The organism is Myxococcus sp. CA051A, assembly GCF_013336705.1.
Classification (GTDB): domain Bacteria; phylum Myxococcota; class Myxococcia; order Myxococcales; family Myxococcaceae; genus Myxococcus; species Myxococcus llanfairpwllgwyngyllgogerychwyrndrobwllllantysiliogogogochensis.
In genome coordinates this window covers 848,243-862,599 of sequence record NZ_JABUMS010000002.1, presented here as the reverse complement: position 1 = coordinate 862,599, position 14,357 = coordinate 848,243, and the positions used below count along the sequence as shown (strand labels likewise).

The 14,357-nt window shown below is 71.1% G+C and carries 14 protein-coding genes; 8 read left to right on the top strand and 6 right to left on the bottom strand.

Features of this window, described 5'->3' with window-relative positions; translation table 11 throughout:
• The first annotated feature begins 1 nt into the window (after position 1).
• The 4 genes from HUA74_RS08960 to HUA74_RS08945 all read left to right on the top strand — a co-directional run bounded on the left by HUA74_RS08960 (position 2) and on the right by HUA74_RS08945 (position 5,207).
• Positions 2 to 787 (top strand): GntR family transcriptional regulator, encoded by a 786-nt coding sequence (locus tag HUA74_RS08960; protein ID WP_246137350.1) that lies wholly within the window; start codon positions 2 to 4, stop codon positions 785 to 787.
• The gene (locus HUA74_RS08955; protein ID WP_174454172.1) at positions 784 to 1,821 is read left to right on the top strand and encodes an SIS domain-containing protein; all 1,038 of its coding nucleotides are present in this window, start codon (positions 784 to 786) and stop codon (positions 1,819 to 1,821) included. Before HUA74_RS08960 ends, HUA74_RS08955 begins: the two co-directional genes overlap by 4 nt.
• Entirely contained in the window at positions 1,821 to 2,984 is a 1,164-nt protein-coding gene (nagA, locus tag HUA74_RS08950; protein ID WP_174454171.1) for an N-acetylglucosamine-6-phosphate deacetylase, read from the top strand. Before HUA74_RS08955 ends, nagA begins: the two co-directional genes overlap by 1 nt.
• Positions 2,985 to 3,179: 195 nt before the next feature.
• The gene (locus HUA74_RS08945) at positions 3,180 to 5,207 is read left to right on the top strand and encodes a glycosyl hydrolase family 18 protein (RefSeq protein WP_174454170.1); all 2,028 of its coding nucleotides are present in this window, start codon (positions 3,180 to 3,182) and stop codon (positions 5,205 to 5,207) included.
• A gap of 156 nt (positions 5,208 to 5,363) precedes the next feature.
• Here HUA74_RS08945 and modC read toward each other — a convergent pair whose 3' ends face one another.
• From modC to modA, 3 genes are read right to left on the bottom strand one after another with little or no spacing between them, the layout of a single operon-like run.
• A complete protein-coding gene (gene modC, locus HUA74_RS08940; protein ID WP_217443378.1) occupies positions 5,364 to 6,458 on the bottom strand; it encodes a molybdenum ABC transporter ATP-binding protein in 1,095 nt (364 codons plus the stop codon).
• Complete coding sequence (gene modB, locus HUA74_RS08935; protein WP_174454169.1) at positions 6,431 to 7,108, bottom strand: molybdate ABC transporter permease subunit; 678 nt, start codon at positions 7,106 to 7,108, stop codon at positions 6,431 to 6,433. The genes modC and modB overlap by 28 nt, the downstream gene beginning before the upstream one ends.
• Positions 7,105 to 7,866: a molybdate ABC transporter substrate-binding protein gene (modA, locus tag HUA74_RS08930; protein ID WP_217439538.1), complete on the bottom strand. Its 762-nt coding sequence runs from the start codon at positions 7,864 to 7,866 to the stop codon at positions 7,105 to 7,107. The genes modB and modA overlap by 4 nt, the downstream gene beginning before the upstream one ends.
• Before the next feature lie 118 nt (positions 7,867 to 7,984).
• On the opposite strand from modA, the gene HUA74_RS08925 reads away from it, so the two are divergent.
• Both HUA74_RS08925 and HUA74_RS08920 read left to right on the top strand, forming a co-directional pair.
• Positions 7,985 to 8,497: a MarR family transcriptional regulator gene (locus HUA74_RS08925; RefSeq protein ID WP_174454167.1), complete on the top strand. Its 513-nt coding sequence runs from the start codon at positions 7,985 to 7,987 to the stop codon at positions 8,495 to 8,497.
• Positions 8,498 to 8,664: 167 nt separating this feature from the next.
• Positions 8,665 to 10,200, top strand: a complete 1,536-nt coding sequence (locus HUA74_RS08920) for a trypsin-like peptidase domain-containing protein (protein WP_174454166.1) — start codon at positions 8,665 to 8,667, stop codon at positions 10,198 to 10,200.
• Here HUA74_RS08920 and HUA74_RS08915 read toward each other — a convergent pair.
• Together HUA74_RS08915 and HUA74_RS08910 are read right to left on the bottom strand one after the other, a co-directional pair.
• Positions 10,181 to 10,843: a YdcF family protein gene (locus HUA74_RS08915; RefSeq protein ID WP_174454165.1), complete on the bottom strand. Its 663-nt coding sequence runs from the start codon at positions 10,841 to 10,843 to the stop codon at positions 10,181 to 10,183. The genes HUA74_RS08920 and HUA74_RS08915 overlap by 20 nt on opposite strands.
• Positions 10,844 to 10,886: 43 nt before the next feature.
• Positions 10,887 to 12,278 (bottom strand): hypothetical protein, encoded by a 1,392-nt coding sequence (locus HUA74_RS08910; protein WP_174454164.1) that lies wholly within the window; start codon positions 12,276 to 12,278, stop codon positions 10,887 to 10,889.
• A gap of 160 nt (positions 12,279 to 12,438) precedes the next feature.
• Between HUA74_RS08910 and HUA74_RS08905 the strand changes: the two genes are divergently transcribed.
• Positions 12,439 to 12,822: a hypothetical protein gene (locus HUA74_RS08905; protein ID WP_174454163.1), complete on the top strand. Its 384-nt coding sequence runs from the start codon at positions 12,439 to 12,441 to the stop codon at positions 12,820 to 12,822.
• Between the two features lie 112 nt (positions 12,823 to 12,934).
• Positions 12,935 to 13,486 carry a hypothetical protein gene (locus tag HUA74_RS08900; protein ID WP_174454162.1) on the top strand — a complete coding sequence of 184 codons (552 nt, stop codon included), beginning with the start codon at positions 12,935 to 12,937 and terminating at the stop codon, positions 13,484 to 13,486.
• Here HUA74_RS08900 and HUA74_RS08895 read toward each other — a convergent pair.
• On the bottom strand, positions 13,465 to 14,319 hold the full coding sequence (locus HUA74_RS08895; RefSeq protein ID WP_141649053.1) for an endonuclease/exonuclease/phosphatase family protein: 855 nt from the start codon (positions 14,317 to 14,319) through the stop codon (positions 13,465 to 13,467). The two genes, HUA74_RS08900 and HUA74_RS08895, sit on opposite strands and share 22 nt — an antisense overlap.
• Between the last annotated feature and the right edge of the window lie 38 nt (positions 14,320 to 14,357).

Genomic DNA, 14,357 nt, shown 5'->3' with positions numbered 1-14,357 from the left:
GGTGGACCCACGTAGAGCCGACCCTTTCGACAAGGGCGCGATTTCAAACGCGCTGCCGATGCCGCTCTATCTCCAGCTCGCGCGGCACCTGCGAGGACTCATCGTCGGTGGGCAGCTCGGACACCTGGATGCGCTCCCCGGGGAGCGGGAGTTGGTGGAGCGGTTCGGCGTCTCGCGCGTCACGGTGCGCAAGGCGCTGCGCGAGCTCCAGACGGAAGGACTGCTCCAGCAGCGACAAGGCGCGGGCACGTTCGTCAATCGCGTGCCGTACGTGGAGCAGCGGCTGTCCTCGTTGACGAGCTTCTCCGACGACATGGCCTCGCGCGGACTGTCGGCGGGCTCGGTGTGGCTCCAGCGCGTGGTGACGGTGGCGACGCCGGAAGAGACGATGTCGCTCGGGCTGAGTCCGGGAGCCACGGTGAGCCGGCTGCACCGGCTGCGCACGGCCAATGAGACGCCCATGGCGCTGGAGCTCGCCGTCATCCCCACGCGTTTCCTGCCGGACCCGCGCACGGTGGAGGGCTCGCTGTACGGAGTGCTGCGGAGCCGGGGCTTCACGCCGTTTCGCGCGCTCCAGCGGTTGACCGCGGTGCGGCTCACCGCGGAGCAGGCGGAACACCTGCGCGTGCCGGAAGGCGCGGCGGCGCTCTACATCGAACGCCGCACGCTGATGGAAGACGGCACGCCGCTGGAGCTGGTGCGCTCGCAGTACCGGGGCGACGCCTATGACTTCGTCGTGGAGCTGAACATGAGCGGGGGCGCCGGGCCCCAGGAGCCGAACCGATGACCCCGTCAGCGCACCTTCCCATCATGGCGCGCGAGGCCGCGCAGGCCGCGGACGTCGCTCGGCTCCAGTTGTCCCACGGAGAGGATGCCTTCGCGGAGCTGGGTGAGCGCCTGCGCCGCCATCCTCCGCGCTTCGTCGTCACCTGCGCGCGGGGCAGCTCGGACCACGCGGCCGTCTACGGCAAGTACCTCATCGAGACGACGCTCGGACGCGCTGTCGCCTCGGTGGGCCCCAGCGTGGCGTCCATCTACGGCGCGCGCGCGTTGGACTTGCGCGACGCGCTCTTCATCGCCGTCTCCCAGTCCGGGCGCAGTCCCGACCTGCTGCGGATGACGGAGGCGGCGCGCGCGGGAGGTGCGCTCGTCGTCGGCTTCGTCAACGAGCCCGCCGCGCCCCTGAGCGCGCTGTGCGACGTGAGCCTCCCGCTGGGCGCGGGCCCGGAGCGGAGCGTCGCCGCCACCAAGTCCTATCTGCTCTCCGGCCTCGCCTTCCTGCGACTGGTGGCGCACTGGTCCTCGGATGGGAGGCTGCGCGAAGCGGTGGCCGCCTTCCCGGAGGCACTGGACGCGGCGCGCGCTCTCGACTGGTGGCCCGGGCTGGAGACCCTGGCCCCGGCCCAGAGCCTCTACGTCGTCGGTCGGGGCAGTGGGCTCGGCGCCGCGCTCGAGCTGGCGTTGAAGCTCAAGGAGACGTGCCGACTGCACGCCGAGGCGTTCAGCGCGGCGGAGGTGCTTCATGGACCGCTCGGGCTCGTGCGGCCGGGCTTCCCCGTGCTCGCGCTGGGACAGGAAGACGGTTCAGCGGAAGGAACACGCGGCGTGGTGCGCCGCATGCTGGAGCTGGGCGCCGACGTGCGCTCCGTGCTCCCCGTCCCCGGCGCCGTGACACTTCCCACCGTGCCCGGAGTGCCGGTGGCGCTGGCCCCGCTGTGCCAGGTGCAGAGCTTCTACCTGGCGGTCCACCGACTGGCCACCGCGCGCGGGTTGGACCCCGATGCCCCCGCCCATCTGCGCAAGGTGACGGAGACCGTGTGATGAGACAGGTCCTGCTGGGTGCCCGCGTGTTCACCGGGGAGCACATTCTCGACGGGCACGCGGTGGTGCTCGAAGCCGAGCGCATCGTCGCCGTGGTGCCACGACAGCAAGCCCCCGTGGGCGTCACCGCGCGCACCCTGCCCTCCGAGTCCCTGCTCGTCCCGGGCTTCATCGACCTCCAGGTCAACGGCGCGGGCGGCGTGCTGTTCAACGAGTCGCCCACCGTCGACGCGGCGCTCGCCATCGCCACGACGATGCGTCGCACGGGGACCACGGGCCTGCTCCCCACGTTCATCACCGACGCACCCGACCTCACCGCGCGCGCCTGCGAGGCCGCCTCCGAGGTGATGGCGCGTCCCGGCAGTGGGGTGCTCGGCATCCACCTGGAAGGCCCCTTCATCAGCCCCGAGCGCGCCGGCGTCCACGCGCCGCGCTACATCCGGCAGCCAGAGCCGAGCGACCTCGAGTCCCTCACCGCGCTCGCCGAGCGCCTGTCCCGCGCGGGCGGACGGCTCCTGATGACCCTGGCACCGGAGCGCGTGGAGGACGCCTTCCTGCGGCGCCTCAGCGACGCCGGCGCCGTGTTGTTCGCGGGCCACACGGCGGCGAGCTTCGAGCGGACCCTGGAGTCCGTCGCGGCGGGCGTGCGCGGCTTCACGCACCTGTTCAACGCGATGCCCCCGGTGCTCAATCGCCAGCCCGGCCCGGTGCTCGCGGGCTTCAGCGCCGACGAGGCATGGTGCGGCGTCATCGTCGACGGCCACCACGTCCACCCCGCGAACCTGCGCCAGCTCTTGAAGGCCAAGCCCCGCGGCAAGGTCCTGCTCGTCACGGACGCGATGCCTCCCGTGGGAACCCACGAGACCACCTTCACGCTGTACGGCCACACCATCCTGCGCCGGGACGGGCGGCTCGTGACGGAGGATGGGACGCTGGCGGGCGCGGACATCGACATGTCAGCGGCGGTGCGCAACTGCATCCACCTGCTCGGTGTCCCGCTGGAGGAAGCGCTGCGCATGGCGTCTCTCTATCCCGCGCAGGTGCTCGGGTTGGAAGGGCGACTGGGAATGCTCGCCGCCGGACATCGCGCGGACCTCACCTTGCTGCGCGAGGACCTCTCCGTGCAGGCCACGTGGGTGGGTGGAATCGAACAGTGGCATTGAGGCCGCTTCCGGCGGGCGCGTGTTCTTCCATCCACACCGTCCACCGCAAAGCCTCACATTCCTTTCGCATCCTGATGCTGCAAGGCATTAACCCGGAAAAATAGGTCCAAGCCTCCCTCCTGGAAACGAGTTCCCGAGTCGACCCCGCGTGAACGACGCGCGGTGCGCGTGGGGCTCGCACCGAGGAGAGCACGCATGCGTCGCAGCAAGTGGTTCATTGGACTGATGGTGACAGCCCTGTCCGCGAGCGGTTGTGGACAGGACGTTTCCTCCTCACAGGGTGAGGGCCCGGGCAGCGTGATGAAGGCCCCGCTCCTCGCGGAGTGGGCGGTGGGCGTCGCCTATGCGGTGGGGGCGCAGGTCACCTACGGCGGCCGGCTCTACCAGTGCCGTCAGCCGCACACGTCACAGGCGGACTGGACGCCTCCGGCCGTCGCGGCCCTGTGGCTGGACCTGGGGCCCTCGGGAGGCGGTGACACCACCGCGCCCGCCGTCACGTTGAATGCCAGCGCGACGAACATCACCGCGCCGGGCTCGCTCACGCTGACGGCCACCGCCACGGACAACGTGGGTGTGTCCCGCGTGGAGCTGCTGGAGAACGGCACCGTCGTCTCCACGGGCAACAGCTACACGCGCAGCTTCTCCGGCTCCGCGCAGAACGGCACCTATACGTACGTCTTCAGGGCCTTCGACGCGGCCGGCAACGTGGGCACGCAGCAGGTCAGCGTCACGGTGGCCATCACCATTCCCGGTGACACCACCGCGCCCACCGTCACGCTGAATGCCAGCACCACGAACATCACCGCCCCGGGCTCCGTCACGCTGACGGCCACGGCCACGGACAACGTGGGCGTGACGCGGGTGGAGCTGCTGGAGAATGGCACCGTCGTCTCCACGGGCAACAGCTTCACGCGCAGCTTCTCCAGCTCCGGGCAGAACGGCTCCTACAACTACGTCTTCAGGGCCTTCGACGCGGCCGGCAACGTGGGGACCCGCGAGGTCCCCGTCACGGTGGCGATTCCCGGCGGCAACCCGAGCAAGCGCATCGTGGGGTACTTCACCCAGTGGGGCATCTACGGCCGCAACTACCAGGTCGCCCACATCCCCGCGGCCAAGCTGACGCACATCAACTACGCGTTCTCCAACATCTCCGCGGATGGCAGGTGCGTGCTCGGTGACGTGTTCGCGGACATCGACAAGGGCGGCGGCTGGGCGGGCGAGTGGGACCCGGGACAGCTGCGCGGCAACTTCCGCGCCTTCAAGGAGCTGAAGCGGACGCAGACGCACCTCAAGGTGCTCATCTCCGTCGGTGGCTGGACGTGGTCGAAGTACTTCTCACAGGTGGCGGCCTCGGCGGCGTCCCGCACGGCGTTCGTGAAGTCCTGCGTCGACCTGTTCATCAAGGGCCAGTACCCCGGCGTGGACCCGGTGAATGGCGCGGGCGTCTTCGACGGCATCGACATCGACTGGGAGTACCCGGTGGGCGGCGGCCTGCCCGGCAACACCAACAACCCGGCGGACAAGCAGAACTACACGCTGTTGATGGCGGAGTTCCGCAGCCAGCTCAACGCGGTGACGACGCAGACGGGCAAGCCGTACCTGCTCACCATCGCCACGGGTGCGTCGCCGGACCTGCTCGCGAACAAGCAGGAGACGAAGAACCTGTCCAACATCCTCGATTGGATCAACGTGATGAGTTACGACTATCACGGCGCCTTCGAGAGCACGGTGAACTTCCACTCGGCGCTCAACCGGGTGACGGGGGACCCGATGGCGAACACGGGCTTCTACACGGACGGCTCGGTGGCGAAGATGCTCGAACTGGGCGTCGCGCCGAACAAGATTGTCGTCGGTGTTCCGTTCTACGGCCGTGGCTGGGGCGGCGTGCCGAACGTGAACAACGGCCTGTTCCAGAGCGGCGTGCCAACGCGCGGCACCTGGGATGATGGTCAGTCCGGCCTGACGGGCGTGTTCGACTACAAGGACGTGAAGGCCAACTACGAGCGCGCCGGCTCCGGGTACACCAAGTTCACCCACCCCGAGGCGAAGCAGGCCTACGTCTACAGCCCGTCCACCGGCGTGTGGATTGCGTATGACGACCCGCAGACGCTCCACGCGAAGTCCGACTACATCCTGAGCAAGAACCTGGGCGGCGCGATGTTCTGGGAGCTGAGCGGCGACGACGGAACCCTCGTCGACGTCCTCTACCAGCGCCTGCACTGAGCCTGTTCGTCTGTTGTGACAGCCCGCTTCCAGGGGACGGGACACCCGGTCCGGTGTCTCGTCTCCCTGGGGTGAACAGGCCGTGGATTGCGAGGCGGGCCTGAATCCGGCGAACGCACCACGGCATGTCTCCCGCGAGCAGCCGAGCCCCAGCGATCACCGCAACCGGCGACACGCGGCGGTCTTCACCGCCAGATGCACACGTACTCCCGAGGCCACGCCCAGCTCACGCACCGAGGCCTCGGTGAGTCGCACCACCCACCGCGTGCCCACGATGTCCACCGTGGCCGCGGCCTCCCCTGCCCCCGCGCCCTCCACGCCCACCACGGTGCCCGCCAGCACGTTGCGCGCGGACACGCCCGACAGCGGTCCCATGGACAACAGGATGTCCTCGGCCGGCACCGCGTAGGCCGCTCTCGTGCCTGGCGGCAGCTCCGGTGCATCGGGAACCCAGAGCGACAGGCCCTCCGTCACCCGCAGCCGGATGCCACCCTCGGACGGTCGCTCCAGCACTCCTTCGAGGATGTTCTCCTCACCCTCGGACTCCGAGGCCAGCAGTCCGCGCGCGGACGCCCCGAGCACCTCGGACGCGGGCCCCGAGGCGCGCATGCGCCCGTCCTCCAGCAGCAGGGCTTCCTTCGCCAGCACCCGCGCCTCGCCAAGCTGATGCGTCACGTACAGCATCGGCACGCGCGCCTCGTCCCGCACGCGCAAGAGGTACGGCAGCACGCGCTCCTTCAGCGTCACGTCCAGCGCGGCCAGCGGCTCGTCGAGCAACAACAGCGCCGGGTCCGTGGCCAGCGCTCGCGCCAGCGCCACGCGCTGCTTCTCGCCTCCCGACAGCGTGGCCGGATAGCGATGCAGCAGCGGCCCCAGCTCCAGCAGCGCCACGGCTTCCTCGACACGCGACGGCCGGCCCGCGCGCGCGCCATAGCGCACGTTCTGCTCCGCCGTGAGGTGCGGGAACAGCAGCGCGTCCTGCGGCACGTACCCCATGCGCCGTGCCTCTGGCGCCATGTCCACGCCCGCCGCGCTGTCCAGGAGCACGCGCCCGCCCACGACGACTCGCCCGCGCGCGCCGCGTCGAAGCCCCGCGAGAATCTCCAGCAGCGACGTCTTCCCGGAGCCCGAGCGGCCCAGCACCGCCACCGACGCGCCCTCCAACCGCACGTCGACCTCCAGCGCGAAGCGCGCCAGCGGCAAGCGCACGGACAACTCCAGGCTCACGCGCTCACCCGCCGTCCCCGCCATCGCGTCAGCCCCTCCGTGGCATACACCGCCACGAAGGCCAGGAGCGCCGCCACACCCGCCAACCGGAGCGCCTGCGCGTCCTGCCCCAATTGCGTGTACTGGAAGATGGCGAGCGACAACGTCTGCGTGCGCCCGGGGATGTTCCCCGCCACCAGCACCGTCGCGCCGAACTCACCCAGCGCGCGCGAGAAGGCCAGGAGCGCGCCCACCGCCACCCCGCGCCACGCCAGGGGCAGCGTCACGCGGAAGAACGCCCGTGCCCGCGAGTCGCCCAACGTGCGCGCCACCGCCACCAGTCTCGGGTCCACCTCCTCGAAGCCCGAGCGCGCCGAGCGCACCAGCAACGGGAACGCCATCACCGCGCTGGCCAGCACCACCGCCCCGGGCGTGAAGACCACCTCCACGCCCACCGCATCCAGCAAACGTCCCAACGGACCATTGCGGCCCAGGAGTTCCAGCAACACCAGGCCCACCGCCGTCGGAGGAAGCACCAGCGGCAGCGCGAGCACCGTGTCCACCACGCCCCGCCCCGGGCCTCGCCAGCGCGCGAGCGCGTACGCCGCCGCCACTCCGGGCGGAAGGATGATGAGCGTGGCCACCGCCGCCACCGTCACCGTGAAGAGCACCAGTCCCGTCGTGTCGTCCGTCACTTCGCGGACTCTCCACCATCTGGAGCGAGCACGACGAAGCCATGTCGCTGGAAGGCCGCTTTCGCGGGCTCGGACTGGAGGAAGCGCACGAAGGCCCGGCCGACCTCGGGTGCCTTGCCCTTCGTCAGCGCCGCCACCGGATAGACGATGCGGGGCGCGTCCGTCGCGGGGACCTCGAAGGCCACGCGCACCTTCTTCGACTGCGCCGCGTCTGTCGCATACACCACACCCGCATCCACGCGGCCCGCCTCCACCGCCGCCAGCGCGGCCCGTACATCCAGCGCCGGCACCACCCGGGGCGCCAGGTCCTTCCACAGCCCCGCCTTCTCCAGCCACGCCTTCGCGTACACCCCCGCGGGGACGATGGCGGGGTCCGCCAACACCAGCCGCTTCAGCCCCTTCAGTGACTCCGGCCCGACGAGCTTCCGCTTCGAGTCGAGCGGGATGACGACCACCAGCCGGTTGGACAACAGGTCGACTCGCGTCCCGGGTTGCACCAGACCCGCTTTCTGGACGGCCTCCATCCTCGCCACATCCGCCGAGAGGAAGGCATCCGCCGGAGCTCCCGCCATCGCCTGACGTGCCAGGTCTCCAGACGAGCCCAGCGCCAACACCACTGAATGCCCCGTGGCCTTCGTGAAGGCGGGCCGCAGCTCCTGGAGCACGTCCGTGGTGCTGGCCGCGGCGAAGACGAGCCCTTCTTCGGCGTTCGCGGCTCCTCCCAGGAGCATCAGGGTCAGCACGCACAGCCTGGACATGGTACGCACTCCTGGACGCTCCTCTTGCTCCCCCCAACGGGGAGCGCATTGTCCGCACGGCTGCCCACGCCGTGACAACGGGTTGACCCGTGGGGCCCTGCCCGCTAAGCCATACTCCGTGTCACGGAATATCCACCCTAAAGAGGATGAGGACATCTCGGCGGACGTGCTGAAGCTTCAGCAGCTCCTGCTCGCGCTGGGCCGGCGCCGTTCGCTCCGTGACCCCATCGCCAGCACCTGCGAGCAGCTCCAGTTCACGCCCCCGCAGGTGCATGCGCTGCTCTGGCTCGGCCAGGACGGCTCGCTCACGATGGGCGAGCTTGCTCGCCGACTGGGCGTCACCGAGAAGACCGTCACCGGGCTCGTCGACCGGCTGGAGCGCGAGGGCCACCTGATGCGCGAGCGCAGCGCGGCCGACCGCCGCGTGGTCCGCTGTCGGCTCACGCCCGACGGCCTGCAGACCTACCAGCGGCTCGAGCGCTTCATGACGCAGGGCATGGGGCAGCTGCTCTCCATCCTCGACGGCGTCGACCGCAAGGCGCTCTTCCGCATCCTGGAGAAGCTGCTGCGCCGGATGGACACGCTGGGGCCTCCGAGCGCCGCGACGACGGCGCGCGAGCGCTCGGCCTGAAGCCCGTGGAGCGGGCGAGCAAGGCCCGCTTCCTCGTGCCTTCTCCCGCCAGGGGCCCCACCTCAAGTGACACGCGGCGTCTTTCGCGCCGGCAGGGCCCGGTGCTTCTTCCGACGGACGACTTCCGCACCATGGCAGCGCGGCGTTGATGCGAGGGGAGGAACGCGATGAAGGGAAGCAGACGCGTCGTGGCCGTGGGCCTGGTCCTGACACTCGCGGGCTGCCGCCGGGAGCAGGAAGAAGCGCCGCCCGCCCCGCCGCCCTCCGCGCAGCAGGAGCCCGCGGCGCCGTCACCCGAGGCGGCTCCGGAGGGCACGCCTCCCGCGAAGCAGCCGATGCCGCCGGACATGCGCGGGGCGCTCGCGTCCATCGCGCCGCTGGTGGAGTCGGTGAAGTCGGCCGTCGTCAACGTGGAGGTGCGGGAGGCCTCACCCGCGCGCGGCCCTCGTCGGGGCTCTCCCTGGAATGGAGGGGGGCCGGGCTCTCCGTTCGGCGGCGGCATGCCCTTTGGTTCTCCATTCGAGGACCCGCGTGAGGAAGGGCCGCGCCAGGGCCTGGGCTCCGGCTTCGTCATCGACGCTCGGGGGTTGGTGCTCACCAACAACCACGTGGTGGCGGATGCCACGGAGATACGCGTTCAGTTTCCCGACGGACGCGAGCTGGACGCGAAGGTGCTGGGGACAGACCCGCTCACGGACGTGGCGGTGCTCCAGCTCAAGGGAGATGTGAAGGGGCTCCCGGTGGTGAAGCTGGGCGACTCGGACGCGCTGCGCGTGGGCGATTGGGTGGTGGCCATCGGCAACCCCTTTGGACTCGCCTCCAGCGTCAGCCTGGGCATCGTCTCCGCCAAGGCCCGCGACATCCAGGTGGGGCCCTTCGACGACTTCCTCCAGACGGACGCCGCCATCAACCCGGGCAACTCCGGCGGGCCGCTGTTCAACCTCCACGGCGAGGTGGTGGGCATCAACACGGCCATCGTCGGCCAGGGCTCCGGCATCGGCTTCGCCGTGCCCAGCACGCTCGTGAAGGAGCTGTTGCCCCAGTTGGAGAAGGATGGCGCCGTCACGCGGGGCTGGCTGGGCGTCGCCGTGCAGGATTTGACGGCGGACCTGGGCAGCGCGCTGGGGGTGTCCAAGGGCGAGGGCGCCATCGTCACCGAGGTAAACGAAGGCACGCCCGCCGCCGAGGCCGGGCTGAAGCCGGATGACATCATCGTCGCGGCGGGGGGACGCCCCGTCACCTCTGGCCGCGCCCTCACGCGCACGGTGGCGCTCAAGGCGCCGGGCTCCGAGCTGCCGCTCACCGTGTACCGAGGTGGGAAGAAGACGGAGCTGAAGGCGAAGCTGGGCACGCGGCCGGACCTGGAGGGCGTGGCCTCGCGCAAGCCGCCGGAGGAGCACGCGGAGCCGCCGCACCAGCGCGTGGGACTGAGCCTGTCGGACATGGACCCCAGGCTCTCGCGAGCGCAGGAGCTGCCGCGCGCGGGCGCGTTGGTGACGGACGTGGTGCCGGGCTCCAGCGCCGAGCGCTCCGGGTTGCTGCCGGGCATGGTGGTGGTGGAGGCGCGAGGCCAGCCGGTGCGACGGGCGACGGACCTGGCGCGCGTGCTGAAAGAGGCCGAGCCGGGCGAGTCCGTGCTGCTGCGCGTGGCGGTGCCCGGAGGCCGGCGCGAGCTGCGCGCGCTCACCGCGCCGGAGTCGTGACGTCCGGCCCCGCGTCCCCAGGCGCGCGGGCCCACAACACGCGAGGGTGCAGCACCAGCGCGACGGCCTCGCGCACCGTCCAGTAGAAGCGGTCCACCCAGTGCAGGTTGCGCTCGGTCTCCAGCGCGGGGCTCGTGCTCACCTCGAAGCCATTGAGCCGGAAGTACTGCCGCGCGCGCAGCAGGTGGTACGGGTCGGAGACGACCACCACGCGCCGCGCGCCCAAGTCGCGCAGCAGCTTCGCCGTCAGGCGCGCGTTGTCCTCCGTGGAGTGGCTCGACTCCTCCAGCACGCACGCCTCCTCGGGGACGCCCAGCTGCGTCGCGAGCGTCAGCATCACCCGCGCCTCCGACGGCGGATGCACACCCACGCCACCGGAGAAGACGAGCCGGGGCGCCACGCCACGTCGGTACAGCTCCACCGCCTTCTCCGTGCGGGCCCGCAGCGCGCCGGACGGCACCCCGCCCGCCAGCACGCGCGCGCCCAGCACCACCACGGCGTCGGAGGGCTCCGCGCGCTCGCGCTGCCCGAAGCGGTCCACCACCCACGCCAGGCCGAACACGCCGCACGACGCCACACCCACGGACACCACGAGCAGTCGACGCACGCGTCCGGGCCGCGCGCTCAGCGAAGTTGGAGGCACGAGCCGCACGTTAGCCGCGCGCAGCCCGCCTCGACGATTTTCCTCAAGGCTCGAAGCCTCCGAGGAACAGCTCCCGCCCACCGCCTCCGGGCTCGCCCAGCGCCACCGTCCCGAACTCCATCGCGGAGAGCCGCGTGCCCAGCAAGGCGCTCGCCCCCTTCTTCGACGACGAGACGAAGAAGCGCTCCTCGGAGACCTCTCCGACGCCCGACGGCGCCATGGCGAAGCCTCGCGCCCAGCGCACCCCACCGTCCACGCGGTCCAGCTTCACCATGAAGAGATTGAGCGTGCTGCCCGGCGCGCCCACCACGGCCCCCGCGCCCAGGTCGTCACCGTGTGCGTAGCGGCCCACGACGACGGCGCCGTCGTGCTCGTCCATCGCGATGCCCAGCCCCTGGAAGCCGAAGGCCCGAGCCCAGCGCGGTGTGCCCTCCCGGTCGAACGCGGCCACGAAGGCCTCGCTCCCGCCCGGCTCCACTTCGTGCGTCTTCCCCTCGAACGTCAGCGGTTCGGAGAACGCGCCCGTCACCAGCACGCGGTCGCCGTGCACCGCCACCCCGGTGGCCCCGCCGGACGCAGTGTCGAGTCGTCGCTCCCACAGCGGGCGCCCGCGAGGGTCCAGCTTGAGCAGGAACGGCTGCGCGTCGAGCGTCACCGGCGAGCGCGGGGGATGCAGCAGCCCCGTGACGTAGAGGGAGCCCTCGCGGTCCGCCGCCACGCCGGTGGCCGCTCCCGGCTCCGGGTGCGCGTACGTCCACAAGTAGCCGCCCCTCGCGTCCACCTTCACCAGCGCGGCAACCCCGCCGAGCTTCGCGTCGGGAAGCGTGCCCGCCAGCACCACGTTGCCCAGCAGGTCCACCTCCGCGCGCTGGAGGACGAAGTCGGGCGAGACGCCCAGCGACACCAGACTCCGAGCCCAGACGAAGTCTCCCTCCCGTCCCAGCTTGAGCAGGAAGCGTCCCGCCGGCAGGGGCCCTCCGCCCAGGTCCGCGCCCGCCGGATTGCGGCCCGCGACGAACACGTGTCCGCGGGAGCTCACCGCGACGACCTCCGCGAAGCCCGGCAGGGAGACGGACCACATCCGCTCTCCCCCCGTGCCGTACTTCGCCACGCCGAAGGTCTTTGGCGCGGCGGTTCCGGAAGCGGGTACCAGCAACGGACCGAAGAGGTCCGCCACCGCGTCCTCCGAATCGAGGGCCAGCACCAGGTTGCCGCGCGTGTCGTGCGCGAGCCCCACCGCGGACTCCCGGCCCGCGCCCGTCAAGGCGCGCAGCCAGCGCGTCCTTCCCGTCAGCGACCCTGCCTGTGGGGCGCGCACGACGGCCGGCGGGCTCTCCACGGAGGGACTCGGGCCCACCGCCTCGGACTGCTGACAGGCCATGACCAGCAACGCCAGCGCCTGGCAGGCCCTGCTGCCCCGTGCCCCATGAAGCATTGCGTCGTGCCCCCACCCGCCCCGTACAGGCCCGTGGAATCTCGAAGAAGTGACGGGCAGGGTGGGGATGCGACCTGGCGGGCGCGAGGTGCCCTCGAGTCCGAGAAGACGGCTCGCCGCTGGACGGAGGGCCCATGCGTGGGCTCCAATCCGACAGGTGATGACCCAGGATGAAGTGACGAAGGTGCTGTCGGACGTGGAGTTGGTGCCGTGCGCGGAGATGGCGCTGGCGGACGCCCGGCGGCTGGTGGAGGCCTGTCTGGAGGCGGACGTCCCCGCGCTGGTACACCGCGAGGCGTGCGCGAAGCCCGGGTGCAGCCCGAAGTTCCAGGTGCTGGTGCGCCCCGAGGACGGCCTGCGCGTGGCGACGCTGCTCCAGCAACGTTGGATGGACAGCATCCAGCGCGAGGGCGTGCTGGCGGACGGCGCCTCGCCCTTCGCATTGCCCGCGACGGAGGACGGTGAGCCGCCGTGTCCGGCCTGCGGCACCGTGGCGCCCCTGGTCGCCGGAGCCTGCGCCGACTGCGGTCTTCAGCTCGAGTAGCAGGCAGGCGTCGCCTGCGCGCGACGTTGTCGCACCCTATGCTTCCCGTGGAAGCCGGGACGGACTCCCCCGAGCGCGGCCCCGCGCGGGGTCAGGCAGTGGAGGCACACGGATGGAAGTCAAAGGCGTGGCGTTCCTGGCGCGACAGCAGATGGCGATGCAGTCCCACGGCGAGAAGGCGTGGAAGGACTTCATCGCGGACATCAAGAAGAAGGAGCCCGTCTTCGCGCAGCCCGTCCTCCCGGTGACGCGCATCCCGGTGGATGCGTTCCTGCGGCTCAACGAGGAGCTGCTCCAGCGCTTCTACGGAGGAGACCCCAACGCGTGGTGGCAGTTCGGCATCAAGTCCGCCGAGTACGCGCTGGGCCAGGGGCAGCTCAAGGCGATGTTCAGCCCGGGTGACTTCCGCCGCTTCCTCTTCTTCACGCCCGGCATCTGGAAGGGCTACTTCACCGAGGGCGAGCTGGAGGTGCTGCCGGGCGCGGGCCACACGGACCTGCACATCATCAAGGTGCCCAAGCCGCACGTGTACTTCGAGCTGTCGGTGATGGGCTTCGCGTGGGGCGGCCTGACGGTGCTCGGCGCGAAGGACCTGAAGCACGAGGTCCTCAAGGGCTACAGCCGGGGAGACCCGGACGTGCTCTACCGCTTCAACGTGAGCTGACCTTCCGCGTCCGTGGGAGGGAGCACGTCCAGCCGCAGGTCCGCGACGACGGGGTAGTGGTCCGACGCGGCGACCCGCAGCACGCGGCTGGCCACGGGCGTGAAGGCATCACAGGCCAGCACATAGTCGATGCGCAGCGTGGGCAGGAACAGGGGCATCGGGTAGGTGCCCCTGGCTCCGCCGGTGGCGGCGACGACGTCGCGCAAATCGCGGCGCAGCAGGCGCACCGATTGCGAGTCCGGGTCGTCGTTGAGGTCACCCAGGAGCAGTCGAGGCCGGGAGTCCTGGGCGAGCAGTCGGGCCACGTAGCCGCTCTGGCGCAGGCGCGTGGCGTTGTTGAAGGGGCGGCGGATGAGATGCGTGAGGTAGACGCTCACCTCGCGGCCATCCACGGACACGACGGCGTGCGCGAGCGTGCGCGGCTCCGCGCCCGAGGGCACGGGCAGCGGGTACTGCGCGAGCGACTCCAGTGGGAAGCGCGACAGGATGGCGATGCCGTAGGCGCCGCCATGCAGGTCCGTGGTGCGGAAGTGGGCGCGGTGAGGCAGGCCGGTGAGGCGGGAGAGGGCCTCCACCTGATCGATGCCGCCGGCGCGCCTGGAGCCGACGTCGACCTCCTGGAGCGCGACGAGGTCCGGCACGGAGGCACGGATGACGCGGGCCACGCCATCGAGTCCACGGGCACCGGACTGGATGTTGAAGGTCATCACCCGCAGCGTCCCAGGCTCGCGGTGTACGGCGGCGAGCGGGACTTCCGGGGGGAGGAGACCGGGGCCTGTCGCACACGCGAGCGGCCCCAGCATGAGCAGCAGGGAGAGGAGGCGGAGGTGCATGGAGAGCGAGGGCGGGATGTTAGGCCGCGCCGTCGCTC